Annotated in this window: 27 protein-coding genes; 24 read left to right on the top strand and 3 right to left on the bottom strand. The window is 28.1% G+C overall.

Annotated features, from left to right (window positions below; genetic code table 11):
- The first annotated feature begins 10 nt into the window (after positions 1–10).
- The 19 genes from spoIIIAC (at position 11) to spo0A (ending at position 16,727) form a co-directional block, all read left to right on the top strand.
- The gene (spoIIIAC, locus tag GXK56_RS15060; protein ID WP_160688809.1) at positions 11–208 is read left to right on the top strand and encodes a stage III sporulation protein AC; all 198 of its coding nucleotides are present in this window, start codon (positions 11–13) and stop codon (positions 206–208) included.
- A gap of 8 nt (positions 209–216) precedes the next feature.
- Positions 217–600 carry a stage III sporulation protein AD gene (spoIIIAD, locus tag GXK56_RS15055; protein WP_160688807.1) on the top strand — a complete coding sequence of 128 codons (384 nt, stop codon included), beginning with the start codon at positions 217–219 and terminating at the stop codon, positions 598–600.
- A 9-nt stretch (positions 601–609) separates the two neighbouring features.
- Entirely contained in the window at positions 610–1,848 is a 1,239-nt protein-coding gene (gene spoIIIAE, locus GXK56_RS15050; RefSeq protein WP_160688805.1) for a stage III sporulation protein AE, read from the top strand.
- A gap of 10 nt (positions 1,849–1,858) precedes the next feature.
- Complete coding sequence (gene spoIIIAF / locus GXK56_RS15045; RefSeq protein ID WP_202127898.1) at positions 1,859–2,449, top strand: stage III sporulation protein AF; 591 nt, start codon at positions 1,859–1,861, stop codon at positions 2,447–2,449.
- A 12-nt stretch (positions 2,450–2,461) separates the two neighbouring features.
- Positions 2,462–3,091, top strand: a complete 630-nt coding sequence (gene spoIIIAG / locus GXK56_RS15040; RefSeq protein ID WP_160688801.1) for a stage III sporulation protein AG — start codon at positions 2,462–2,464, stop codon at positions 3,089–3,091.
- 38 nt (positions 3,092–3,129) lie between these two features.
- Entirely contained in the window at positions 3,130–3,642 is a 513-nt protein-coding gene (locus GXK56_RS15035; RefSeq protein ID WP_160688799.1) for a SpoIIIAH-like family protein, read from the top strand.
- 100 nt (positions 3,643–3,742) lie between these two features.
- Positions 3,743–4,123: an Asp23/Gls24 family envelope stress response protein gene (locus tag GXK56_RS15030; protein WP_160688797.1), complete on the top strand. Its 381-nt coding sequence runs from the start codon at positions 3,743–3,745 to the stop codon at positions 4,121–4,123.
- A 219-nt stretch (positions 4,124–4,342) separates the two neighbouring features.
- Positions 4,343–4,750 carry a transcription antitermination factor NusB gene (nusB, locus tag GXK56_RS15025; RefSeq protein ID WP_160688795.1) on the top strand — a complete coding sequence of 136 codons (408 nt, stop codon included), beginning with the start codon at positions 4,343–4,345 and terminating at the stop codon, positions 4,748–4,750.
- Positions 4,751–4,912: 162 nt separating this feature from the next.
- Positions 4,913–5,761 carry a bifunctional methylenetetrahydrofolate dehydrogenase/methenyltetrahydrofolate cyclohydrolase gene (locus GXK56_RS15020; protein ID WP_160688793.1) on the top strand — a complete coding sequence of 283 codons (849 nt, stop codon included), beginning with the start codon at positions 4,913–4,915 and terminating at the stop codon, positions 5,759–5,761.
- On the top strand, positions 5,751–6,965 hold the full coding sequence (gene xseA, locus GXK56_RS15015) for an exodeoxyribonuclease VII large subunit (protein WP_160688791.1): 1,215 nt from the start codon (positions 5,751–5,753) through the stop codon (positions 6,963–6,965). The genes GXK56_RS15020 and xseA overlap by 11 nt, the downstream gene beginning before the upstream one ends.
- Before the next feature lie 119 nt (positions 6,966–7,084).
- Positions 7,085–7,309: an exodeoxyribonuclease VII small subunit gene (locus tag GXK56_RS15010; RefSeq protein ID WP_160688789.1), complete on the top strand. Its 225-nt coding sequence runs from the start codon at positions 7,085–7,087 to the stop codon at positions 7,307–7,309.
- A complete protein-coding gene (locus tag GXK56_RS15005) occupies positions 7,296–8,165 on the top strand; it encodes a polyprenyl synthetase family protein (RefSeq protein WP_160688787.1) in 870 nt (289 codons plus the stop codon). Before GXK56_RS15010 ends, GXK56_RS15005 begins: the two co-directional genes overlap by 14 nt.
- A gap of 17 nt (positions 8,166–8,182) precedes the next feature.
- Positions 8,183–10,039: a 1-deoxy-D-xylulose-5-phosphate synthase gene (gene dxs / locus GXK56_RS15000; protein ID WP_160688961.1), complete on the top strand. Its 1,857-nt coding sequence runs from the start codon at positions 8,183–8,185 to the stop codon at positions 10,037–10,039.
- A 12-nt stretch (positions 10,040–10,051) separates the two neighbouring features.
- Positions 10,052–10,861, top strand: a complete 810-nt coding sequence (locus tag GXK56_RS14995) for a TlyA family RNA methyltransferase (RefSeq protein WP_160688785.1) — start codon at positions 10,052–10,054, stop codon at positions 10,859–10,861.
- 17 nt (positions 10,862–10,878) lie between these two features.
- Positions 10,879–11,727, top strand: a complete 849-nt coding sequence (locus GXK56_RS14990; protein WP_160688783.1) for an NAD(+)/NADH kinase — start codon at positions 10,879–10,881, stop codon at positions 11,725–11,727.
- A 2-nt stretch (positions 11,728–11,729) separates the two neighbouring features.
- Positions 11,730–12,182, top strand: a complete 453-nt coding sequence (locus GXK56_RS14985; RefSeq protein WP_160688781.1) for an arginine repressor — start codon at positions 11,730–11,732, stop codon at positions 12,180–12,182.
- A gap of 19 nt (positions 12,183–12,201) precedes the next feature.
- A complete protein-coding gene (gene recN, locus GXK56_RS14980; protein WP_160688779.1) occupies positions 12,202–13,890 on the top strand; it encodes a DNA repair protein RecN in 1,689 nt (562 codons plus the stop codon).
- A 183-nt stretch (positions 13,891–14,073) separates the two neighbouring features.
- Complete coding sequence (gene spoIVB / locus GXK56_RS14975) at positions 14,074–15,264, top strand: SpoIVB peptidase (protein ID WP_160688777.1); 1,191 nt, start codon at positions 14,074–14,076, stop codon at positions 15,262–15,264.
- A gap of 632 nt (positions 15,265–15,896) precedes the next feature.
- Positions 15,897–16,727, top strand: a complete 831-nt coding sequence (gene spo0A / locus GXK56_RS14970; protein WP_160688775.1) for a sporulation transcription factor Spo0A — start codon at positions 15,897–15,899, stop codon at positions 16,725–16,727.
- A 398-nt stretch (positions 16,728–17,125) separates the two neighbouring features.
- On the opposite strand, the gene GXK56_RS14965 is transcribed toward spo0A, so the two are convergent.
- Entirely contained in the window at positions 17,126–17,392 is a 267-nt protein-coding gene (locus GXK56_RS14965) for a CD3324 family protein (RefSeq protein WP_160688773.1), read from the bottom strand.
- A 13-nt stretch (positions 17,393–17,405) separates the two neighbouring features.
- Positions 17,406–18,065, bottom strand: a complete 660-nt coding sequence (locus GXK56_RS14960) for a hypothetical protein (RefSeq protein ID WP_160688771.1) — start codon at positions 18,063–18,065, stop codon at positions 17,406–17,408.
- Between the two features lie 682 nt (positions 18,066–18,747).
- Here GXK56_RS14960 and GXK56_RS14955 point away from each other — a divergent pair.
- Both GXK56_RS14955 and GXK56_RS14950 read left to right on the top strand, forming a co-directional pair.
- The gene (locus GXK56_RS14955) at positions 18,748–19,098 is read left to right on the top strand and encodes a hypothetical protein (RefSeq protein WP_160688769.1); all 351 of its coding nucleotides are present in this window, start codon (positions 18,748–18,750) and stop codon (positions 19,096–19,098) included.
- 140 nt (positions 19,099–19,238) lie between these two features.
- Positions 19,239–19,385: a hypothetical protein gene (locus GXK56_RS14950; RefSeq protein ID WP_160688767.1), complete on the top strand. Its 147-nt coding sequence runs from the start codon at positions 19,239–19,241 to the stop codon at positions 19,383–19,385.
- A 92-nt stretch (positions 19,386–19,477) separates the two neighbouring features.
- Here the strand turns inward: GXK56_RS14950 and GXK56_RS14945 are convergent, their stop codons facing one another.
- A complete protein-coding gene (locus tag GXK56_RS14945) occupies positions 19,478–20,023 on the bottom strand; it encodes a 2'-5' RNA ligase family protein (RefSeq protein ID WP_160688765.1) in 546 nt (181 codons plus the stop codon).
- 450 nt (positions 20,024–20,473) lie between these two features.
- Here GXK56_RS14945 and uraA point away from each other — a divergent pair, with 450 nt between their 5' ends.
- The 3 genes from uraA (at position 20,474) to GXK56_RS14930 (ending at position 24,767) form a co-directional block, all read left to right on the top strand.
- The gene (uraA, locus tag GXK56_RS14940) at positions 20,474–21,763 is read left to right on the top strand and encodes a uracil permease (protein WP_160688763.1); all 1,290 of its coding nucleotides are present in this window, start codon (positions 20,474–20,476) and stop codon (positions 21,761–21,763) included.
- 285 nt (positions 21,764–22,048) lie between these two features.
- Positions 22,049–22,750 (top strand): lysophospholipid acyltransferase family protein, encoded by a 702-nt coding sequence (locus GXK56_RS14935; protein WP_160688761.1) that lies wholly within the window; start codon positions 22,049–22,051, stop codon positions 22,748–22,750.
- Positions 22,751–22,766: 16 nt separating this feature from the next.
- The gene (locus GXK56_RS14930; protein WP_160688759.1) at positions 22,767–24,767 is read left to right on the top strand and encodes a TetM/TetW/TetO/TetS family tetracycline resistance ribosomal protection protein; all 2,001 of its coding nucleotides are present in this window, start codon (positions 22,767–22,769) and stop codon (positions 24,765–24,767) included.
- Positions 24,768–24,796 lie beyond the last annotated feature (29 nt).

Here is a 24,796-nt window from a genome sequence, read left to right as displayed (position 1 = left end):
AGGAAGATGAATGCATGATATAAGTATTCTTTTAAAAATTGGGGGAGCAGGAATACTTTTGGTGGTTTTAGATAAGGTATTAACTAGCAGTGGAAAGGGTGAAATAGCGGCTATAACTAATATAGCAGGTGTTGTAATAATTCTTCTTATGATAATTTCTATTATAGGAGATTTATTTAGCTCTGTTAAAACCTTATTCATAATGTAGGTGCAGTTATGTTAATAGTAAAAGTAGTTGGTATAGCATTAGTAGCTTTATTTATTATATTACTGTTTAGAAATTCTAAAAGTGAATTAAATACATTTCTAACGTTAACTGCTGGAGCATTAATTTTAATTATAATGATAGAACCACTTAAAGAAATAATTGATTTTTTAAGGCAAATTGCTGATAAGGCAAATATTGATACTGTTTATATTGGAATTGTGTTAAAAATTTTGGCTATTGCTTATATAGCATCTTTTTCAAGTGCATTATGCAAAGATGCTAATGCTGACAGTCTTGCGGCGCAAATAAATCTTGCAGGAAAAATTATGATTTTAGTACTTGCTATTCCAATACTCATGGCTGTTTTGAATTCTATATTACAGATAATGTAGGTGTTATTTATGAAGAGGATAAGAAGATTTACTTTTATATTAATATTAAGTGTGTTAGTAAATATAATACCAATAATCTTGAATTGTATATTTTCTAATTGTGATTATGTTTACGCGAGTGAAGTAGTGAACATTAAAACTGAAACAAAAGAAAATCAAGCAAACATTGAAGATATAAATGGAACAGCCAAAGAAGAAATCAATTCTTTATATGATTATATAAAAAACATGAAAACAAAAGAAGAACTCATGAACACACTTGATCCAGTAGATTATATTAAAGAATACATTAAAGATGGAAAGGGCAATTTATCTTTTCATAATATTTTAAATGGAGTTTTGAGCCTTATTTTTAAGGAGGTTAAAAGTGTTTTAAAGCTTTCCTTGTCAATAGTCACTATAGCAATAATAGGTTCACTGCTTAAAAATCTCCAAGATGCGTTTTCAGATGAAAGTATATCAGAAGTTGCATTTTATGCCTGCTACGGATTGATAATAATAATTCTTTCAAAGAGTTTTATAATTTCAATTTCAGTAGCAAAAGAAGTAATTGCTAATGTTTCAGACTTTATGAGTGCCCTTCTACCAATATTAATTACTATGATTTCCCTATCGGGAGGTATTACATCAGCTGCAACATTAGATCCGATTGTACTAGGGGCAGTTGTATTTATACCTAAAATTTATTCTAATATTATAATTCCAATGATATTAATGATTTTTGTACTAGAATTTGCTAATAATATTTCAACAGAACATAAAATAACTAACTTATGTAAATTGTTTAAACAAGTAACTATTTGGTTTCAAGGAATTATAGTTACAATATTTATTGGATTGTTATCAATTCGAGGAATTACTTCTACTACAATGGATGCAGTGACTTTAAAAACTACAAAGTTTGCAGTAGATAATTTTATACCTATAGTAGGAAAAGCATTTTCAGATGCAATTACATCAGTTGCAGGATACTCTCTTATTATAAAAAATGCAATAAGTTCTATTGGACTTGTTATAGTTCTATTGATTTTATTGCATCCCTTAATTAAGTTAGTTTTGATTACATTTATATATAAATTATCAGCTGCATTAGTAGAGCCAATAAGTGATTCGAGAATAACCAAATCAATAGAAGCAGCAGGAAGTTCTATGGTGTTAATTATTTCATGTGTTTTAACAGTAAGTTTAATGTTTTTTGTGCTTATTGGAATTATGGCATCAACTGGACGATTTATAGTTGGAGGATAAGCTTATGTTTATGGAAACCCTAAAAAGCATTGTAATAACACTTGTAACTATGCTTGTATTCATTAGTGCAGTTGAAATTATAACACCTGATAATAAGATGAAAAAATACATCAAATTTATTTTAGGCTTAATATTAATAAGTGTAATTTTAAACCCAATTATTAATTTAATATCAAATGGAGAAAAAAATCTTCCTGGGAGTATAGAAGATTATGAAACTGTATTTAATAACGACAAAACTAATTTAATCAATATGGCAACGAAAGAGAATGAAAATAAAGTAGATGTTAGAAAAAAAGAATTTATTAATAATTTTAATAAAAATTGTGATAATTTACTTAAAAATCAATTTAGAAATATGAATTTTAAATGTGAAGTAGAATGTGATGTGAATTTTACAAATGTAAGTTTAAATATAAAAAAATTAAAAATAGGCATAGGTGAAAATAAGGTAAATAAGATAAAAAAAATAGTCATAAATAATAAGGAGGAGAGCAATAAACAGGAACTGAATGAAGAGTATATAAAAATAATTGATTTTGTATCTAAAGAATTGGATATTTCAAAAGAAAAAATAGAAGTTTATAAATTAGATGAATAGGAGGTAAAAGTATTGGGAAAAAATAAAATTATAGAAGAAATTAAAAAAATACTTGATCAAAAGCAATTGAAAAATTTAATAGCTTTGTGTTTACTTTTAGGATTTATTTTGATTACAATGAATGTTTTAATTCCTAACAGCAAAATTATAACCAGCAATAAACTATTAGAAACAAATAATCAAGGAAATCAAAATAATAATTCACCTATAAAAGATTCCAATGAAACAATTAAAGCAGAGGAAAAAAATTATGAAGAAAACCAAAAAAATGAACTTAAAAATATATTGAAAAAAATGAATGGAGTTGGAGATGTAGAAGTTATGATGTCCTTTGGACAGGGAGAACAAAAGATTCCAGCTTATGATAAGAACACTCAAAAATCAACAACAGAAGAAACTGATAATGAAGGTGGAAAAAGGGTAAATAATCAAGACACAGATGGTACTAAAGTTGTTATGAAAACTTCTGATGGAAATAATGAACCTTTTGTATTAACAACATATAAACCAAAAATTTGCGGCATAATAATAATTGCAGAGGGGGCTGAAAATAGTAAAACAAAATATGAAATTGAACAAGCAGTGTCTAAATTATATAACTTAAGTTTAGATAAGGTTAATGTATATAGCATGAAGAAGTAGCATATAATTTTATAGAAAAGGGATGGGAGGAAAATATTATGACAAAGAAACAATGTGGGATTATTTTTACATTACTAGCATTAATATTATGTGTAGGGATGCTAGCTGCAAAACTTAATAATGGAGGATTAAATGATCCAACTGATTTAAGTCAAGTTCTATCAGCAGATAAAGTAAACAAGGAAGATACTGAAGCATTAAATCAAAATCAATATTTTTATGAGTCAAGAAGCGCAAGAGAACAACAGGATTCAGCAACTATTCAAACCTTGAATTCTATAATTTCAGATGCAAACACATCAAAAGAGCAAAAAGATGCTGCTACAAAGGAGTTAACTCAAAAAACTATGGTTAGAGATAATGAAGGAAGAATAGAGCTTGGTATTAAAAATAAAGGTTATGAAGATGTATTATGCAGATTAGATTCTAATAAAGCAACAGTAATAATAAAATCACCAGTTAGTCTTCAAGAAAGCGAAACTGTTGCAATACAAGAAATAGTTCAAGATGTATCAAAAATAAAAGACGTTATAATAGAAGTTCAAAAATAGTATAAAAACCATATAATAATTGTAATGTTAAATTATATTTGATATAATAAACACAAGATTATCATGTTTTGTTATTACAAAACCTAGGAGGTTAAGCAACATGGAAGATTTAGTTAGAGAAGAAAATATTGGAGTCGTTAAGATTTCAGATGAAGTAGTAAGCGTTATTGCTGGTATTGCAGCTCAAGAAATAGAAGGGGTATTAGATTACCAAGTGGGTGTAGCAAGTAATATAACTAACATATTTAAAGGTAAGAAAAGTACTGCAAAAGCAAGTAAAGTAACTTTAGAAGAAGATAAAGCTATTATAGAAATGAGTGTAGCAGTTGAGTATGGAAAAAAAATCATGGAGGTTGTAGCTCAGGTTCAAGACAATGTTAAAAAGACCGTTGAAGCTATGACAGGATTATATGTTGAGGCTGTTAACATCTATGTACAAAATATTTATCTACCAAAAAAGGAAGAAAGTGAATCTAACTAGTTTGATTTTCACCCTCTGATGCTTTCAGAGGGTGTTTCTATGTGAGTTAAGGCATAAGGAATAAAAAATTAGTCTATGGGGATCTATGTGATTTAACCTTAAGCAAAGAAGTATATTTGTAAAATAAGAATTTATCAAGTAAATATTCTAGGGTTTAAAAGAAAACAAAAGTGTGTATAATGATAAAGTGAAACAATGCGATACATTTAGGAGGATAATATGAATAGAAAATTATCAAGGGAAAAAACTATGGAGTTATTATTTGGAATGACTTTAAGTAAGGACACAATTGAAGAAGCAATAGAAAATTTTATTGACAATTATGAAGGAAATATAAAAGAAATTGATTTGACATATGTTAAACAAGCGTTAATTGGTATAGAAAATAATAAAGAAGCAATTGATAAAGTAATCGAAGAAAATTTACATAATTGGAAATTAGACAGAATATCTAAAGTGAATTTAAGTATATTAAGACTTTCAACATATGAGCTTTTATATGATAAAGAAATTCCAACTAATGTTGCTATTAATGAAGCATTGGAAATTACAAGAAGATATTCAGATGAAAAGAGCGTAGGCTTTATAAACGGAGTTTTAGACAAGGTTAAGTCAGTTAACATTTAACAATTAACAGTTATGGAACAAATCCTTACAGGATTTGAAGAAATTACAGTATGTTTTAGATAATTAAATTTTTGTATTAGCTCAATCTAATTATAGAAAGAAAAACATCATATTTAACTGTGAACTGTAAACTGTAAACTGAACGAAAGGTAGTGTGTGATAATGGGGCAAATTATAAACGGCAAAGAAGTAGCATTAAAGGTAAAAGAGGATATTAAAAATTTTATCAATGATAGAAAAGAAAAAAATCTTAAGATACCTAAAATTGCATCAATTTTGGTTGGAAACGATGGCGGATCTATTTATTATATGGCTAGTCAAGAAAAAGTAGCTTTATCTCTTGGCGCAGGATTTCTAAAGGTAACTTTACCAGAAACTCTAACGGATGAAGATGTAATTGCTCAAATACATAAATTAAATGAAGATTCAGAAGTTCAAGGAATTATTTTACAATTACCACTTCCAAGTAATTTTGATGAAAAGAAGATAATTAGAGAAATATCACCAAGCAAGGATATTGATTGTCTTACATTTGAAAGCCAAGGAAAGTTATATATGGGAGAACCAAAATTCTTACCATGTACTCCAAACTCTGTAGTTACATTAATTAAAAGTTTAAATGTAGATATTACTGGAAAGAATGTAGTAGTTCTTGGAAGAAGTAATATAGTTGGAAAACCTGTAGCTCAGCTTTTATTAAATGAAAATGCTACAGTTACTATCTGTCACTCTAAAACAAAGAATTTAAGAGAAGTATGTAAGGCTGCAGATATAATAGTAGTTGCTATTGGAAGACCTAAATTTATAGATGAAACTTATATAAATGAAAATGCTATTGTAATTGATGTAGGAACTTCCTCTTTTGAAGGAAAAATAACTGGTGATGTAGATTTTGACAAGGTTATAGATAAGTGTAAATTCTTAACTCCAGTTCCAGGAGGAGTAGGAGCACTTACAACAACACTTTTAATAAAAAATGCATGTGAGGCGTTAAAGGATAATGAATATTAAGACGTTAACTGTATCTGAGGTTACGAATTATATAAAAAGAATGTTAGACAATGACTTTATTTTAAGCAATCTCTCTGTAAAAGGGGAGATTTCTAATTTAAAATATCATAGCAGCGGCCATATTTATTTCACACTTAAAGATAGTAATGGGAAAATTAACTGTGTTATGTTTAAGGGAAACGCAGTTTTCTTGAAATTTGCATTAGAAGAAGGCATGGAGGTTGTAGTTAAAGGAAGAGCATCTGTATATACTGCAACTGGAAGTTTTCAGCTTTATTGTGATGAAATAGAAAAAGAAGGCTTAGGTGATTTGTTTGTTAAATTTGAAAAGCTAAAAGAAAAATTGTCCAAAGAAGGATATTTTGATGAAGCATATAAAAAACCACTGCCTAAATATCCTGAAAGAATTGGAATAGTAACATCACCTACTGGAGCAGCCATTAAAGATATTATAAATGTATCTACCAGAAGAAGTACATTGGTGGATTTAGTTTTATATCCAGCTAAAGTGCAAGGTATTGGTGCATATAAAGAAATAATAGCAGGTATTAATTATTTTAATAAGAAAAAATCTGTTGATTTAGTTATTGTAGGTAGAGGTGGAGGTTCCATAGAAGAGCTATGGAATTTTAACGAAGAAGAACTAGCTAAAGCTATTTTTAAATCTAATATACCTATAATATCAGCAGTAGGACATGAAATAGATTTTACTATTTCAGATTTTGTAGCAGATTTTAGAGCAGCAACTCCATCGCAAGGAGCTGAAATAGCAGTTCCTGTGAGCGAAGATATAAAAGCTAAACTTTATGATATATCAAAATTACTTGATAGAAAAATAGAAGATAAATTAAAGATAAACAAAAATGATTTGATTGCAGCAGAAAGAATTCTAAAAATTCATTCTCCAATGGCTAAAATATCTAATTCATATTTAGAAGTAGATAAATTAAAGGATAGATTAAAATTTGCAATAAAAACTAAGGTTAAGAGAGAAAAAGATCAAATATTAAATTTAAATAATCTACTTTCAGCACACAATCCAATTAATGTTATTTCAAAAGGATATGCTATAATAGAGGATAATGAAAATAATCTTATTACATCAAAAGAACAATTAATGGAAACAATAGACTTAAATATTTCACTTAAAGATGGAAAGGCTGAAGGAACTTTTATTCCATACAGCCAGAAGGATAAAAATTAATTGTTAATATTTATATATGATGAGATGCTGTGAAATAATTTATACAAAATTTACAGAATAATCTAATTGCAATGCAGCATATATGTTGTTTTGAAGTACTTAAAATAAGGAGTAAAAAGATGGCTAAAAAAGAAAGTTATGAAGAGATGCTTACTAAGCTTCAAGAAATATTAAACAATCTAGAAACAGATGAGTTAAACCTTGAAGAATCAATGAAATCCTATGAAGAAGGAGTAAAACTTGTAAATAAAATTTACAAAGTATTAGATTCATATGAAGCAAAAATTTCTATAATTAAAGACGAAAAAGAAGTGGAGTTTACTGATAGTTATGGAGATAAATAATTTAAGGCAAGAAATAAACGAATATTTAGAAAATTACTTTAAGGAAAAAGGAACATATAATAAAATTATTTATGATTCATGCAGTTATAGTTTAAATATCGGAGGAAAGAGAATCCGACCTATATTATTGGCATTATGTTATTATATATACAAAGAAGATTATAGAAAAGTTATGCCAATGGCAGCTGCTATAGAAATGATACATACATATTCATTGATTCATGATGATCTTCCTTGTATGGATAATGATGATTTAAGGCGTGGAAAGCCAACCAATCATGTAGTGTTTCAAGAAAATATTGCAGTCCTCGCAGGTGATGCTTTATTAAATGAAGCCATGATAATTATGATGGATTATGCTTTAAAGAATAATGGGAATTCATTAAAGGCAGCTTATGAGGTTTCAATGGCAGCAGGTGCTGAAGGAATGATAGGCGGTCAAGTTGTTGATATAATATCTGAAGGAAAAAAGATTTCAAAAGATGAACTTGAATATATGCATTCTAAAAAAACTGGAGCATTAATTAAAGCTTCCATATTAGCAGGGGCAATATTAGCTGAGGCACCTGAGGAAGACTTAATTACATTTGCTGAATATGGTGAAAAATTAGGATTGGTATTTCAAATAAAAGATGATATATTAGATGTTATCGGAGATGTTGAAGTTTTAGGAAAAAATATCCATGCAGATGAAGAAAATGATAAAACAAATTTTATATCTGTTTTTGGATTAGAAAAATGTAATGAATTATGTGAAACTTTAAGTGAAGAATGTATTGAGATTTTAAAGAGATTAACTGTTAATGCGGATTGCTTAATTGAGTTAACATATGCTCTTTTAAGTAGAGAAAACTAATAGAGGGAATGATTGTTGTGAAATTAATAGATAAGTTAAATTTCCCAAAAGATTTAAAGAAACTTAATGAAAAAGATAATAAAGTTTTATGCGATGAACTCAGAGAATTTCTAATAGAGAGTGTTTCTAAAACTGGAGGGCATTTAGCATCTAATTTAGGAGTAGTAGAACTCACTTTAGCTTTATTTAAAGTCTTTGATTTTGATAAGGATAAAATAGTATGGGATGTAGGTCATCAAAGCTATGTTTATAAGATTTTAACTGGAAGAAAAGATGGATTTAAAGTACTGAGACAATATAGTGGAATGAGCGGATTTCCAAAAAGAAATGAAAGTAAATATGATTACTTTGATACAGGGCATAGCAGCACATCTATTTCTGCTGCACTTGGAATTGCAAGGGCAAGAGATATAAAGAAAGAAAAATATAGTGTTATTTCAGTTATAGGAGACGGGGCTTTAACTGGAGGTATGGCTCTTGAAGCATTAAATGATGTAGGGTTTAGAAAAACAAACATGATCATTATATTAAATGATAATCAAATGTCCATATCAAAAAATGTTGGTGGACTTTCAAGATACTTAAACAAGCTAAGAATAGCTCCTTCATATAATAAATTAAAAACAGATATACATGCTTCGTTAAATCAATCAGATTTTGGAAAAAATATTGCTGGAAAGATTTCTAAAGTTAAAGATAGCCTCAAGCAATTAGTTGTATCATCTATGTTTTTTGAAAATATGGGAATCAAATATATAGGGCCAATTGATGGACACGATGTAAATTTAATGTCAGAAGTTTTTTTGAAAGCTAAAGAAATAGATGGTCCTGTTATAATACATATATTAACTCAAAAAGGAAAAGGGCATGCATTGGCTGAAGAAAGTCCAAGTAAATATCATGCTGTGGGTCCTTTTGACTTAGAAAGTGGAGAATTGAAGGTGTCTCCTAAAAACAGTTATTCTAAAGCTTTTGGAAAAGCACTGATAAAGTTAAGCAAAGAAGATGAAAAAATTGTTGCAATTACAGCAGCAATGCCTGAAGGTACAGGACTTAAATGTTTTTCAGAACAATTTAAAGATAGATTTTTTGATGTAGGAATAGCAGAAGAACATGCTGTTACGTTAGCGGCAGGGATGGCAAGTAATGGACTAAAGCCAGTATTTGCAGTTTATTCTACATTTTTACAAAGAGCTTTTGATCAAGTACTTCATGATGTCTGTATTCAAAATCTTCCAGTAGTTTTTGCAATAGACAGGGCTGGATTGGTTGGAGAAGATGGAGAAACACATCAAGGAATTGTTGATTTATCTTATTTATCAATTATTCCTAATATATTTATAGTTGCGCCAAAATGTTTAGAAGAAGTTGAAGTGCTATTAAGATGGGCCATAAATAAGGATGCACCAGTTGCTATTAGATATCCAAGAGGTGGAAACATAATAAATACTCTTTTCCCAATAACAGAGGTTAAAGAAGGAAAATGGGAAGTAATAAATTCGGGCTCAAAGGTATGTATTATTGCAACAGGAAAAATGGTACAAAATGCAATGCTTGCAAAGGATATACTATATGAAAAAGGATTAAATCCTATGCTGGTAAATGCAACCTTTATTAAACCAATTGATAAAAATTTACTAGAAAATTTAAAAAAAGAAGGATATAATATCTTAACAATAGAAGATAATATTTTAAAAGGCGGTTTAGGTTCAGCTATTAAGGACTATTTAAGTGAAATAGATTATAAGGGAACTATTAGAACCCTTGGATATGACGATGAATTTATACAGCAGGGAAATGTAGATACTCTATATAGAACATATAAGCTGGATGGTGAAAGCATAAGTAAAGCTGTTATAAATCTGTATGATTAAAAGGAGAAACAAATGGCAGAAAAAAAAGAAAGACTTGATATACTTTTAGTGGAAAAGGGCATAATTACTTCTAGAGAGAGGGCAAAAGCCTGCATAATGGAAGGTAAAGTATATGTTGATGGACAAAAAGTTGATAAAGCTGGAGAAAAAGTAAGTTTATCTGCTAATATAGAATATAGAGGAGAAACTCTTAAATATGTTAGCCGTGGTGGTTTAAAATTAGAAAAGGCCATGAATTCATATAATATTTCATTAGAAGATAAAGTTTGTATGGATATAGGTGCCTCTACAGGAGGTTTTACGGACTGTATGCTTCAAAATGGAGCAAAAAAAGTATTTTCAGTGGATGTTGGATATGGACAGTTTGCTTGGAAGCTTAGAACAGACGAGAGAGTAGTTTGCATGGAAAGAACAAATATAAGGTATGTTACTCTTGAGGATATTGGAGAACCTTTAGATTTTGCATCTATAGATGTATCATTTATTTCTTTAAAAAAGATAATGCCTGCAACGTTAAATCTTTTAAAAGAAAGTGGAGAAGTTGTAGCACTTATAAAACCTCAATTTGAAGCAGGACGTGAAAAGGTAGGCAAAAAAGGTGTAGTAAGAGAAAAAGAAACTCATAAAGAAGTAGTATATGGAATTATTGACTTTTTACTAGAACAAGATTTAAATGTTTTAGGGGTTGGGTATTCTCCTATTAAAGGTCCTGAAGGAAATAGAGAGTATTTAGTGTATTTTACTAAAGATAAAAATAAGGAAAGTAATTTTAAAAGGGAAGATATTGATGTCGTAGTAGAGGAATCACATGTAGAAATTTAACTTCTTTTGGAGGGGCTATGAAAAATATTGGAATTGCAATTAATCCATCAAAGGACAAAGATAATCAGATATTGCACATGGTTATAAAAAAGTTCACAGAAAAATTTAAGTTTAAAGATATTGTTATCTTTAGTTCTTATGATATAGAAAAGCAGGATTTAAAGGAAATTGACCTGCTTATAGTCCTTGGTGGAGATGGAACTCTTCTTGGAATAGCAAGATCATTAAATGATAGTTTTAATGCACCTATATTAGGAATAAATATAGGCAATTTAGGGTTTTTATCCAGTGTAGATATTTATGATATAGATAATGCTTTAAATAAGCTTGAAGAAGGTAAATATAAAATTGCAGAAAGAATGATGTTAAATTGTAAGGTTGAGTCTAGTATAAATAAAGAAGAGTATAAAGCACTTAATGATGTAGTATTGGCAAGAGGAACACTTTCACGAATGGTTAAATTTAAAATATATGTAGATGGAAAAATATACTCAACATTTAAAGGGGATGGACTTATTATAGCAACTCCTACAGGCTCTACAGCTTATTCTTTTTCAGCAGGAGGACCATTTATATATCCGGATTTAGAGCTTATAACTATAACACCTATATGTCCACATACAAAAAGTATGCAGACTATTGTATTAAAAGCTGATAGCATTATAGAAATACGTACAGATCATGAAGAGGAAAAAGTTTACTTAACTGTTGATGGCCAAAAGGCTATTAATATAAATCATGAAACCTCAATAAAAATAAGCAAAAATCAAAAAGGAGTAAAATTACTTTTATTTGATGATTATGATTATTTTAAAGTATTAAGAAGTAAGATTTTAAATAATTCTAAAGAATGTGATGGTGAGTAGTTTTGAAATCAAAGAGACATACGAAAATATTAGAAATTATAAGTACAAAGGAAATTGAAACACAAGAGGAGCTTGCAGAAGAATTAAAAAAAGAAGGATTTGATGTAACTCAAGCAACTGTATCAAGAGATATAAAAAATTTAAAATTAATAAAAATGCAGTCTTCAAGTGGTAAGTCAAAGTATTTTGTATCTACAGGAGAACAAAAAAATATAATAAATAGACTAAGTAATATATTAGCAAATACAGTGCTTTCTGTAGAAAATGTAGATAAAATGGTAGTTATTAAAACAATAACAGGTTCAGCACCAATTACAGCTGAAGCAATAGATAATTTGGAAAGTGCTGATATAGCTGGAACTGTAGCAGGAGATAACACTATTTTCATTTTAGTTAGAAGCATAGAAAGTGCTGAGGATTTAGTAGACAAAATAAGAAAAAGAATGTCATCATAAGGTATAAGGATGGGATGAAATGTTAATTCAACTTAATATTAAAAATTTTGCGTTAATCGAAGAAATGACAATAAACTTTAACGAAGGCTTTAATATACTTTCAGGAGAAACAGGTGCAGGAAAGTCTATTATGATAGATGCAATAGACTTTGTTCTTGGCGGAAAGTTTTCCAAGAGTTTAATAAGGACAGGTGAAGAAAAAACATATGTAGAAGCACTATTTACCATTGAAGGAACTAAAGCTTTAAATATTTTAGAAGAACTAGAGATTGAATATGAGGATGTATTAATTGTTTCAAGAGAAAGTCATGCAAATGGTAAAAATTTAATTAAGGTTAACGGAAAAAGTTTAATTACATCTCAGTTAAGAAAAATAAGATCAAAATTATTAGATATTCATGGACAACACCAAAATATAGAACTTCTTCAAAGAAGCAGTCATATATTATATTTAGATGATTTTATTGATATAGAAATAATAGAACCATTAAATAAATATGGTGAATTAAGGGATAATTTATTAGAAATTAGAGAAGATATTAATAGAGTTTCAGGAAATCAGGATAGGGAAAAATTACTTGATTATTTGAAATTTCAAATTGAAGACATAGAAAAAGCCAAGCTTAAAGAAAATGAAGAAGAAAATCTAAAAGAAGAATATAATATTTTAGCAAATGCTGAAAAAATTAATAAGAGTTTAGCGATTTCTTGTGGAGTTTTGAATGGAAATGAAGAATTTAGTGTTATTGAGTCTATTTCAAAAGTAATTCAAGAATTAGCAAATGTGGAAAAGCATTTTGATAAAATAAAGAAGAATAAAGAAATTATTGAAGGAGCATTTTATTCACTTGAAGAAGCAAGCCGTGAACTTCGTGATATGGCTGAAGAAATTGTTTTTGATCAGGAAGCTTTAGATAAAGTAAATGCTAGAATTTATGAAATAAATGTCTATAAGAAAAAATATGGACCAACTATACCTGAAATATTAAAATATTATGAAAAGATCCAAAAAGAATATAACGAAATAGTTAATTCAGAAAAAATTATAGAAGAGTTAAAAGAAAAAGAAAAGCAGGTTTTAATCAAAATGGAGGCAGAAGCGTTAATTCTTCATAATATCCGAATAGAAAAAAGCAAACATTTAGAAGAAAAAATCTTAAAAGAGCTTGCTTTTGTAGGGCTTGAAAAATCGAGGATGGAAATAAGAGTTTTAAGGCAGGAAGATTTTAATGAAAAAGGTTTTGATGATGTATGTTTCTATATATCTACAAATCCAGGTGAACCTCTTATGCCATTGGAAAAAGTATTGTCAGGTGGAGAACTTTCTAGAATAATGTTAGCTTTAAAATGTGTATTTGCTGAAAAAGATGAAATACCTACGTTAATTTTTGATGAAATAGATACAGGAATAAGTGGTGCTGTTGCGCAAAGAGTTGGAGAAAAAATGTATCAGTTATCAAATACTCATCAAGTATTATGTATAACTCACCTTCCACAAATTGCAGTACTTTCAGATTATCATTATTTTGTCATGAAAAAGGTAATAGATAATAAAACCTTCACTCAAATAAAAATTTTACAAAAAGAAGAAAAAGAATTAGAAATAAGTAAAATGTTAGCTGGTGATGATGTAACAGAAGCTACTTTAAACAATGTAAAAGAAATGATAAATTTAAGTGAAATAAAAAAATTAGAAATTAAAAAATAAATACATATACAAATAAAAATTGGTAAAAATAAAACCATGGATTTCGTGGTTTTATTTTTTTTTATATAAAATATTAAATTTTAGAATATGCTAAATTTTTTAACTACAATAACAGAGTTACTATAGGATAAGACTTTTGTATAGTGGGGAAATTAAATTTAAGAAGTAAAGGAGGAGAGAAATATGAAGAAAAAATTTTTATGTACAACTAGTTTAATTATAACTCCAATCCTAATTCTAAGTTTAATAACCGCAATCAGTATAATAAATTTACCAAATAAAATTTATACTGCTAATGAAAAAACAGTTCAGTCTATTGCACCAATAGGGAATACAATAGATAAAATTAAAGGAAATAACAATAAATATGAAATTAAATTTTTAGGTGTTATTCCTTTAAAATCCTTAGAAGTGCAAAAAATTAAAGATTTAGAAGTGTATCCAGGTGGTAATTCAATTGGTGTGAGAGTAAATAGTGAAGGTGTACTTATTGTTGGATATTCGGATATAGAGGTTAATAATAAAAAAGAGGAGAGTCCAGGAAAATTAGGTGGTCTTGAAATTGGAGATATAATATTAAAAGTAAATGGAATAGATATAGAAAATTCAATTGATTTATTAAAAACAATTAAAAGTTGCGAAAAGGAAGACATAGAAGTTTATATTTTACGAAATGGAAAAAAGATTACTAAAAACATTCATTTAAAAAGAGAAAATAATAAAGATTATAAAATTGGACTGTGGATTAGGGATTCAACTGCAGGTGTTGGAACAATGACGTTCTATGATAACAATACAAAAAAATTTGGAGCTTTAGGTCATCCTATTACAGATTGTGATACAAATGAGCCATTTTTAATTAAAAATGGGGATTTACTTGAATCCTCAATAATTAGCATTAAAAGAGGTGAAAAAGGAGCGCCAGGAGAATTAAAAGGCATTTTCATAAATGAACAGTTGCCGTCTGGAAGTATTGAAAAGAATACTGAAAGCGGAATTTTTGGAGAAATTAAAAATGCACAATCCTTTAATAGAAATATGAAGCCTCTTAAGGTTGGATTTAGAGATGAAATTAATGTAGGAAAAGCAAAAATAATAACAACAATAGATGAAAGCGGTCCTCAAGAATTTGACATAGAAATCGAAAAACTATTAAATCAATCAACACCAGGATCTAAAAGTATGGTAATAAAAATAACTGATCCAAAATTATTAGAAAAAACCGGAGGAATAGTTCAGGGAATGAGTGGAAGTCCAATTATACAAAATAACAAAATCATAGGAGCGGTTACTCACGTGTTAATTAATAAGCCGGATACAGGTTATGGGATATATATAGAATGGATGCTTCAGGATTGTGGAGTCATAAAATAATTGTTTACTAATAAGTTAAGATATTAATATAAGTCATATTTCTCAAAATAATAAGTCAATATCCTAGTTGAATTTGTCTGATAAAATGCACAACTGAAATAAGTGCAAATAATTTTATTAAACAAACCAATCTAGCTTAATGACTTATTATTTTTTGTAAAAATCCTATTTATAACAAGATTTTAGAAATAAAGATAAGACATATGCATTGTAGAAAAAGTAATATAATTATATAATAAATATATATTGCATTAATAATTGAGAATTTAGGAAATATATAGTTACATATTTGTAAAAAAAATACTTTTGGGTATTTTTTTATAAACTATTTACTTCTACAAATAAAAAGTGTATAATTTACAAATAGTGGAAGATAAACACAGCATAACAAATAAACAAATAAACATATTAAATATTTATGCAGAATGCTATATATTATATAAAAAGAAAGTATGAAAACAATAGTACATACCCTAGCAATAAAAAAGTTATTTACAAAAAAAGGTAAAAAATATATAATATAGTTGTGATCTAATAATATTGTTTATTAGATAATATATATGGTCATAAGGGGTAAAGTAGTATAAAACAACATATAATTTAATAATGGACTAAAGGAGAGAGAAAAAAATATGGAAGATTCAAAAATATCAGTACTTATTGCGGACGATAACAAGGAATTTTGTAGCATTTTAAATGACTACCTGCTAAATCAAAGGGACATAGTTGTTACAGGAATTGCAAAAGATGGTAGAGAGGCATTGGATTTAATTGTTGAAAGAAAACCTGATTTAGTTATTCTTGATATTATCATGCCACATTTAGATGGACTAGGAGTACTAGAAAAATTAAATACTATGGAACTAGAAAAAGTTCCAAGAATAATAATATTATCAGCAGTAGGACAAGATAAGATTACTCAACAAGCTATAACACTTGGAGCTGATTATTATACTGTAAAACCATTTGATATGGAAGTATTCACAAAGAGAATAAGAGAAATGTTCAACAGCAATGTAAGTGATACTTCAAGCATAAGAACCTCTTCATCATATCAACAAACATCATCAATTATATCTACACCAGTAGAAAACAGATCTAAAGGTCCTATGGACTTAGAAACAGAAATAACTAACATAATACATGAAGTTGGTGTACCAGCTCATATAAAGGGTTATATGTATCTAAGAGAAGCTATTACTATGGTAGTAAATGATATGGAATTATTATCAGCAGTCACTAAGGAATTATATCCTTCAATAGCTAAAAAATACAATACAACAGCTTCAAGAGTTGAAAGAGCAATAAGACATGCTATAGAAGTTGCATGGGGTAGAGGTCAGGTAGATGCTATTAATAGACTATTTGGATATACTGTTCATGGAGATAAGGGTAAGCCTACAAATAGTGAATTTATCGCTATTATAGCTGATAAATTAAGACTTAAGAATAAAGTATCTTAACAGGCATTGAAGAAATATGAAAAGCTTAGTAGAATGTAATGAAAAATATCTTCTATCTATATTTTAATAGCAGCTAATAGTTTTTCATACCAATTAATACTCTGAATTTATGTAAGCTAATACCTTTTATTAGTTGGGTGTAATAATCTAACTAATAGGAGGTTATTTTTATTCTAAAAATAAAAAAATGAATTTAGTATTTATATTTAAGATTTCTTGGATTATTGCAAAATTAAAAATTTATGGATTAAAACAATAAAAAGTTATTAAAAAAAGCCACAAGACAGTATTTACCGTTTGCAATGGAATATCCAGCAAAAGTGGTATTACTATTCTGTGGCTGTTATGACGTTAAATTAGAATATTGTGATAAAAAACAACATGTGATTATACTTATACTATAAGTGTTGCTGATAAACAATTTTTCTAATTGATTCAATTGAGAGATTGTATTGCTCAGCAAGAGATTCTATTGATATTTTTTGAGCAAATTTCTCTCTTATTTCAATATTTCTCTGTTTATAATAATCCTTTGCACCTGTGCTTTCTCCCCATTTTTGACGACTTTTATACTTTGGAAAGTATAATGCTTCACCACTCACATATTTTTGTACTTCTTTCAATAGTTCATCTGGCAAAACATCGCTTGCTTTTCTATATTTCATACAACTTACTCACTTACGAGTTCTGAATTATAAACTCATCTACGGAAGGATATGAATCAATTTTCACATTGTTTGATCTTATAGCAGCAACAATACGTTCCTCAGCTTGTTTTACTCTTTTTGAAAACCCAGATAAATCACTAACGTCAAAATTTGAAATAATATCTAAATCTGATATATTAAAATCCTTTGCAATCTCGTCCAAATCTGTTTGAATGTGAAAGCTTCCATCAAAGGCAAGTTCAGCTTCGTTATTAGCACAGAAGTGATAAATTCTCTTGAAATAATAGCTACATTCTTGATACCAGGATGCTAAATAGCCATAATCTGGAGTAACCTTATTTTCTCGAACACGCTTATCATTAATTTTGAAAAAATCTCTTGTTGTTTTAATAATTTCATGGCAAAGTGATTGTAATTCGCTTATAGTTTTTGTCTTAACAATTTGTTTATATTGTTCAATGAAGTTGTTAGGCAGATGCTTCATTGCATTTAGTTCTTGAAGTTTGGTAAAGCTTTTGAAATAAGTCTGATTATAGCAAGCAATAGCTACAGCTAAGTAATCTGCAATAAATCCAGCACCATTTCTTACCTTAGAAAGCTCATCTTCAAATAGCAAGGTTTTATATACATCCATAGCATTATTTAACCATTCCAATCCTCTTTCAAACATATACTTTGGATTTTCAAGATTTGCAAAAAACTTTGCTCTTAAATATAAAAACCTTTGTCTATCTGCTTCATTTTTACTATAAAGAATATTTGCTTCTGCAAGAATAGTTACATAATAGCCTTTTACATCTGCATCTCTTTCAAAACTTTCCCAGGAAACTTGATTAATGTCATACCCATTTCCATTAACGATAAATGTTCTTGCTAAACCAATATATTCTTTCGAATCAGATATAATAGTATTGACATACCTTACATTTTTGTCTTCCTCAAGACAGTAAGTGTTGTGCTCTAGTAAAATAGAGACTTAATCTTTGTAATGTGTTTCAGTTTCTTTGATTGCCCATTCTATAAGACGATTATCAATTTCTTTCATTTTAATACCACCTTTTTAATATATTGCAAGCGCTTTGCTATTATTAATGTATCATAGTAGAAAGGTAATAAATATACCATCATTTTTTATAAAAATTTATTACCCCCAAATTACGGCTATATACAATAAAAGTTAATAATATTTAATTAACCATTAATTTCCGATCTGATTTTCAAGAACATTATACCATCAGATACCATTTTTATAAAATTCTGAAGTCACAGTAAGTAAGAGATTCATAGATTTGAATCATATAATTTTCATTTCATGTTATAATAATGATAAATTAACTATTTTGAGGTGAATTATGAAGACGTCACAATTATTTCAATTGATTTTTGGCACAGTTATAAATTGCTGTATACTTGGTAGGATTATTTTTATTGTATCTACTAAACTAAATATAACTTTAGAAGATACAAGTTATATTATTGGATTAATGACACTTTTCATAGGTATATCCTTTAATATATTGGGAAATTCAGCAAGACTATCAATGGAAAATTCAGAAGATTTAAAATCTCAATATATATCAAAGAGCGATTTGAAAAATTATAAATATAGAAAGAAAAAAGATGTATTTAGCAATTCAAGTATTATTTCAGGAGTAATTATCATTTCAAGTATAGTTATATTAATTGCAGGACATTTTTTATAGAGTCTTATATGCAATTCCTATATCAAAATATAGGAATTTAAATTATATTTAGTAAGTATATCGTTTACATTAGAAAAGTAGTATAATAAAATCATAGGAATATTTTAATTATGATCAATTAAATGCAAGGGGGAATAAATATGTTATTAGGTATAGTTATTCTTATTAGTATTATATTAATTGCTTGTAATGCTTATTATGAAACAGATGAAAATGAGTTTGAGAGAAAAAATGAGACTGAGAATAAATTAGATGAAAAAAACAATTTAATATCTCATTATATATAAAATTTGGAGCTGTAAAAAATTAATTCATTAGTTTTTTACAGCTTGTTTCTTTGTTATATAAAATAAGCACTTAAAGAATGAAGGATATTTAACTATTTTTCACTTAAATCAACTTCAATTTCAATAATAGAATCTTCGTTTTCAGCAATAATTTCAACTGAAATTTTGTTTACTATTGTTTTAAATTCATCTTTTATAAATTTAGTGTTATTAAATGCTTTATTTAGCTCGTCTTTTGCATTAAAGCTTCCAATTGTCATGTGAGGAAGAAAGGTGTCTTCATTTAACCATTCAGCTTTGTATTTCTGCAAAATTCCTTTATATAGTTCTTGATTAAGTGCTTTTATTTCAGGCGAACCTTCCTTTATATTTAAAAATAAATACATTCCTAAAGGATTATTAACTTTTATTATTTCCTGTAAAGTTAATTTGAAAGGTTTAAACTTTTTAAGTACTTCTTTTAAATGAGTTTCTATTTCTATTGTAGATAGAGTACTTTCAAAGGTAAAGACTAAAGTAACGTGAGGCCTTACATGATTAGCAAGTGGATCATATTTTTTTCTTATTTCATCTATAATATTAATGTTTTCAAATTCGGGGAATATCATTATTGTTCTTCTTTTTAGCTTTGTATTCATATTATTGACTCCTTTACATATAATAATATCTCTATATTATAGCATATTACTTAATAATTGGAATTAGCTTTGCTGAAGCTGGAGAATTGGTTAAGATTATAAAAATATAAGTAGAAATTGATTACATTTTATATAATTTATATTGAATTTAAATGGATATATAATTTTAGAAATAATTTATAAACTTAACATAAAAAGTATAGCAAAATTTAGGGAAAAATGTTATAATTCAATTAGACATAATACTAAGCGGATTGCCAAGCAACTTTAAATTAACATCTAAAAGATAGGATAATAGAGATAAATCTTTATTATCCTATTTTTTTTAGTAATTTTAACTAAATATTAAAATATCGCTCTAAAATATTGACAAAGGGTACATATTTATGTTACCTTTTGTAAAGCATACTTTTAATTTAGTTCAGAGAAACTAACAAAGGAGATTACAAAATGAAAAAAGAATTATTAGACGACAGACATGATTTTATAGGAGTAACAGAAAAGGTTCCTTTAGCGAAAGCAATTCCACTTAGTTTTCAACATTTATTTGCAATGTTTGGAGCATCAGTTCTAGTTCCACTTATCTTTAAGGTGGATCCAACCACAGTTCTATTTTTTAATGGTATAGGTACATTGTTATATGCATTTATTACAAAAAAAAGAATTCCAGCATATTTAGGTTCAAGTTTTGCTTTTATTTCCCCGGTATTATCTTTATATAGTCAAGGTTATGATTTTCAAACTATACAAGGTGGCTTTGTATTTGCAGGTATAGCGTTTTCAATACTAGCAATTATTATAGGCTATACAGGTATGGGATGGATAGATAAATTATTTCCACCAGCAGCAATGGGATCTATAATAACAATTATAGGTTTAGAGCTTGCAAGTAATGCAGCTGATAATGCAGGATTTGCAGTAGGCGGAACTAATACTACTATTAACACTACTTGGGTAATTGTTTCTATGGTAACATTAATTACAGTGATTTTATGTAATGTTTTATTAAAAGGCTTCCTAAAAATTATACCAATATTAATTGGAGTAGTAGTTGGATACATAACTGCATACTTCATGGGAATAGTTGATTTTAGTAAGGTAAACGAAGCTAGCTTCTTTATATTACCAAATGTGCATGTGGCTAAATTTGATATAAATGCTATACTTACAATATTACCAGCAACTTTTGTAGTAATTGCAGAGCATGTTGGGCATTTAAAAGTTACTAGCAGTATTGTAGGAGAAGATTTAACTAAGGATCCAGGTCTTAATAGATCGTTACTTGGAGATGGTGTATCAACTATGATTTCTGGATTGTTTGGATCAGTTCCAACAACAACTTATGGAGAAAATATAGGAGTTTTAGCAATCACAAAAGTATATAGTGTATATGTAATTTGTGGAGCAGGTCTTATATCAGTATTATTAGGGTTTTCAGGAAAAATATCAGCACTTATTAGCACAATTCCAACACCAGTTGTAGGTGGTATCAGCTTCTTATTATTTGGTTCAATAGCAACAGGTGGGCTTAGAACCTTTATTGAAGAAAAAGTTGATTTTGCTAAATCTAGAAATTTAATTCTTGCTGCGGTTATATTTATTGTAGGAATGAGCGGAATAAAATTAACTTTTGGTAATTTAGAGTTAAAAGGAATGGGATTAGCAACAATAGTAGCTATGGTAATGGGAATTTGTTTCATGATATTTGATAAATTAGGAATAATGAACGAAAAAGAATAATAAATAAATGAAAATGCTCCGTCTAATTTAGATGGAGCATTTTTATTGTAAAAAAATTTACAGGATAACCATAATATAATTAGCCAATAAGCAAAAAAAAGAGTATAATATTTTAGAAATTATATAGAATAGGTTAATAAAAAAGAAAGATAAACTATATAGTCGATAATAATAAATATATGAATTAAGTTTTAACAAAATAATTACAATAACAAATCAATTTATATAATATTGATGTAGTAATATTTAAGACATAATCATATGACGAGAAGGAGAAAATAAAAAATGTTTTTCAAGAAAATAATTTATGGATTTTATATGCTATGGGTAAGAATAAAAGGTTTTAAGTATGACTATCTTTTTAAGACTAAAGGAATAGAAGCTGCTGAACAATATTTAAAGAAAACTGGTTACTTATGGAGTGAGTTTACTTTAAAGATCATAGGTATAGAATTAGATGTAAAGGGAAAAGAAAATATACCAGAGGAACAATGTGTATTTATAGGAAATCACTCAAGTATATTAGATATAATAATACTTCTAAATACTATTGATAAGAAAATGGGATTTATAGCTAAAAAAGAAATACTCAAAGCTCCAGTAGTTGGTTATTGGTTAAAAAAGAGCAGATGTGTACCTTTAGATAGAGAAAATCCAAGAACAGCTATGCTTGCGATAAATGAGGCTGTCAAAAATATAAAAGAAGGAAGCTCTATGGTAATCTTCCCAGAAGGAACTAGAAATAAAGAAGGAAAAGTTGGAACATTTAAAAAAGGTAGTTTAAAGCTTGCTACTAAGTCTCAAGTAAAAATAGTTCCAGTTTCAATTGACAGAGCTTCAAGATCTTTTGAAGATACAAGAGAATTTAGACCTGCTAAAATTAAAGTGGTATTTGGAGAACCTATAGATACAAAGAATTTATCTAAGGAAGAAGAAGCAAATTTAGCAGAAAATATAAGAAATATTATTGTAGCTAATTTAGAATAAATATAAGGATGATTTTATGAAAAAGACAATAGGAGTGCTTGCTCATGTTGATGCAGGGAAAACTACATTTTCAGAGCAGCTTTTATATCATACAAAGAGCATTAGGAGTAGAGGAAGAGTTGATCATAAGGATGCCTTTTTAGACAGTCATAGTATTGAAAAAGAAAGAGGTATCACTGTATTTTCTGATCAGGGTATTTTTGAATTTAATGGTTCTACATATTATCTTATAGATACCCCAGGGCATGTAGATTTTAGTACTGAGATGGAAAGAGCAATTCAAATTATGGATTATGCAGTTATAATTGTAAGCAGTGTTGAAGGAGTTCAAGGGCATACAAAAACTGTCTGGAATCTTTTAAGAAAATATAATGTACCTAGCATGTTCTTTATTAATAAGCTTGACAGAGTTGGGGCGGATAAAGATAGAGTTATTAAGGAAATTAAAAGAGATTTAACTAAAGATATATATTTTATTGATGAAGATTCTTTGAGTATTATTTCTAATGAAATAAATAGTTTAAGTAACTCTAAGGAAATAACATTAAAGGAAGAGTTTATAGAATTTATAAGTGAATATGATGAAGAGCTTTTAGAAAAATATCTTGAAGGAAATTATGAAAGTGATCTTTGGTTAGATACTTTAAAAAGACTTATAAAAAATAATGAGATATTTCCTTGTTTTGGAGGAGCTGCGCTTCAAGACACAGGAATAGTTGAATTTATAAATTATATGGATACGTTAACTTCTACTGATTATGATGAAAATGAAGAGTTTTCAGGAAGAGTTTATAAAATACGTTTTGATGAAAATGGAAGCAGGTTAACTTTTATTAAAGCTTTATCTGGTGTATTAAAGGTTAGAGATGAAATTTGTTATGGTGGAAGTAGCGAAATTAAAGAAAAAATAAGCAGTATAAGAATATATAATGGAAGTAAATTTAAGACAGCAGATTTTGTTCGGGCTGGAGATTTATTTGCAGTTACAGGGATTTCAGGGGCCGTAGCTGGTGATGGAGTTGGAGCTATAAAAGAAAACACACATTATGAAATGGTACCAACCCTAATGTCTAAAGTAATTTTTGATAAGAGTTTAAATATTCGAGAGGTTTTAAGTTATTTTAAAATTTTAGAAGCTGAAGATCCAGCTTTAAATATTACTTGGAATGAAGCTCTTCAAGAAATACATGTACATATTATGGGAAAAATTCAGTTAGAGGTTTTAAAAGAGCTTGTAGAAGAAAGATTTAACTTAAAGGTTGAATTTGGTCCATGTCAAATATTATATAAGGAAACAATAGCTGAAAAAACTATAGGTTGTGGTCATTTTGAACCACTTAGGCATTATGCAGAAGTACATTTAAAGCTTGAACCAATGATAAGAAATTCAGGAATTACATTTGAAAATAAATGTCATGCAGATCATTTAACTGTTGGAAATCAAAATTTAATTAAAACTCATATTTTTGAAAGAGAACATCATGGGCTTTTAACAGGTTCTAGCATAACAGATATAAAAATTACCTTATTAACAGGGAGAGCTCATAATAAGCATACCTGTGGAGGAGACTTTAGAGAAGCAACCTTTAGAGCATTAAGACAAGGATTAGAAAAAGTTGAAAATATATTGTTAGAACCATATTACAAATTTACAATAGATGTAGCTTCAGAACATATAGGAAGAGTATTATCAGATATTCAAAAACTTCATGGTTCCTTTGAACCTATACAAACAGAAGAAGATAAAGTAGTTATTAATGGTAGAGGCCCTGTGGCAACCTTTATGGATTATAGCATGGAGGTTATAGCTTTTACCAGAGGAAAGGGCAGTATAACTTTAGTATATGATGGTTATGATATTTGCCATAATAGTGATGAAGTTATAGAAAATAAAGGATATAATAAAAATGCTGATATAGAATATACATCAACTTCAGTATTTTGTTCCCATGGACAAGGATACTTGGTTCCTTGGGAGGATGCAGATGCTGCTATGCATTGTGAAATACTAGAGTAAAGTGAAAAGTTAGAAATGATATAGAATTT

Origin of the sequence: Clostridium sp. C2-6-12, assembly GCF_009928485.1 — a bacterium.
Classification (GTDB): Bacteria; Bacillota; Clostridia; order Clostridiales; family Clostridiaceae; genus Clostridium.
Note: the sequence above shows the minus strand (reverse complement) of the source record. Positions and strands in the feature narration are given on the sequence as shown.

Excerpts from the sequence above, each read along its gene's own strand:
- spoIIIAC (WP_160688809.1), top strand. The coding sequence starts at position 11 with ATGCATGATATAAGTATTCTTTTAAAAATTGGGGGAGCAGGAATACTT.
- spoIIIAD (WP_160688807.1), top strand. The coding sequence starts at position 217 with ATGTTAATAGTAAAAGTAGTTGGTATAGCATTAGTAGCTTTATTTATT.
- spoIIIAE (WP_160688805.1), top strand. The coding sequence starts at position 610 with ATGAAGAGGATAAGAAGATTTACTTTTATATTAATATTAAGTGTGTTA.
- spoIIIAF (WP_202127898.1), top strand. The coding sequence starts at position 1,859 with ATGGAAACCCTAAAAAGCATTGTAATAACACTTGTAACTATGCTTGTA.
- GXK56_RS15035 (WP_160688799.1), top strand. The coding sequence starts at position 3,130 with ATGACAAAGAAACAATGTGGGATTATTTTTACATTACTAGCATTAATA.
- GXK56_RS15030 (WP_160688797.1), top strand. The coding sequence starts at position 3,743 with ATGGAAGATTTAGTTAGAGAAGAAAATATTGGAGTCGTTAAGATTTCA.
- nusB (WP_160688795.1), top strand. The coding sequence starts at position 4,343 with ATGAATAGAAAATTATCAAGGGAAAAAACTATGGAGTTATTATTTGGA.
- GXK56_RS15020 (WP_160688793.1), top strand. The coding sequence starts at position 4,913 with ATGGGGCAAATTATAAACGGCAAAGAAGTAGCATTAAAGGTAAAAGAG.
- xseA (WP_160688791.1), top strand. The coding sequence starts at position 5,751 with ATGAATATTAAGACGTTAACTGTATCTGAGGTTACGAATTATATAAAA.
- GXK56_RS15010 (WP_160688789.1), top strand. The coding sequence starts at position 7,085 with ATGGCTAAAAAAGAAAGTTATGAAGAGATGCTTACTAAGCTTCAAGAA.
- GXK56_RS15005 (WP_160688787.1), top strand. The coding sequence starts at position 7,296 with ATGGAGATAAATAATTTAAGGCAAGAAATAAACGAATATTTAGAAAAT.
- GXK56_RS14995 (WP_160688785.1), top strand. The coding sequence starts at position 10,052 with ATGGCAGAAAAAAAAGAAAGACTTGATATACTTTTAGTGGAAAAGGGC.
- GXK56_RS14990 (WP_160688783.1), top strand. The coding sequence starts at position 10,879 with ATGAAAAATATTGGAATTGCAATTAATCCATCAAAGGACAAAGATAAT.
- recN (WP_160688779.1), top strand. The coding sequence starts at position 12,202 with ATGTTAATTCAACTTAATATTAAAAATTTTGCGTTAATCGAAGAAATG.
- spoIVB (WP_160688777.1), top strand. The coding sequence starts at position 14,074 with ATGAAGAAAAAATTTTTATGTACAACTAGTTTAATTATAACTCCAATC.
- spo0A (WP_160688775.1), top strand. The coding sequence starts at position 15,897 with ATGGAAGATTCAAAAATATCAGTACTTATTGCGGACGATAACAAGGAA.
- GXK56_RS14965 (WP_160688773.1), bottom strand. The coding sequence starts at position 17,392 with ATGAAATATAGAAAAGCAAGCGATGTTTTGCCAGATGAACTATTGAAA.
- GXK56_RS14960 (WP_160688771.1), bottom strand. The coding sequence starts at position 18,065 with ATGTTTGAAAGAGGATTGGAATGGTTAAATAATGCTATGGATGTATAT.
- GXK56_RS14955 (WP_160688769.1), top strand. The coding sequence starts at position 18,748 with ATGAAGACGTCACAATTATTTCAATTGATTTTTGGCACAGTTATAAAT.
- GXK56_RS14950 (WP_160688767.1), top strand. The coding sequence starts at position 19,239 with ATGTTATTAGGTATAGTTATTCTTATTAGTATTATATTAATTGCTTGT.
- GXK56_RS14945 (WP_160688765.1), bottom strand. The coding sequence starts at position 20,023 with ATGAATACAAAGCTAAAAAGAAGAACAATAATGATATTCCCCGAATTT.
- uraA (WP_160688763.1), top strand. The coding sequence starts at position 20,474 with ATGAAAAAAGAATTATTAGACGACAGACATGATTTTATAGGAGTAACA.
- GXK56_RS14935 (WP_160688761.1), top strand. The coding sequence starts at position 22,049 with ATGTTTTTCAAGAAAATAATTTATGGATTTTATATGCTATGGGTAAGA.
- GXK56_RS14930 (WP_160688759.1), top strand. The coding sequence starts at position 22,767 with ATGAAAAAGACAATAGGAGTGCTTGCTCATGTTGATGCAGGGAAAACT.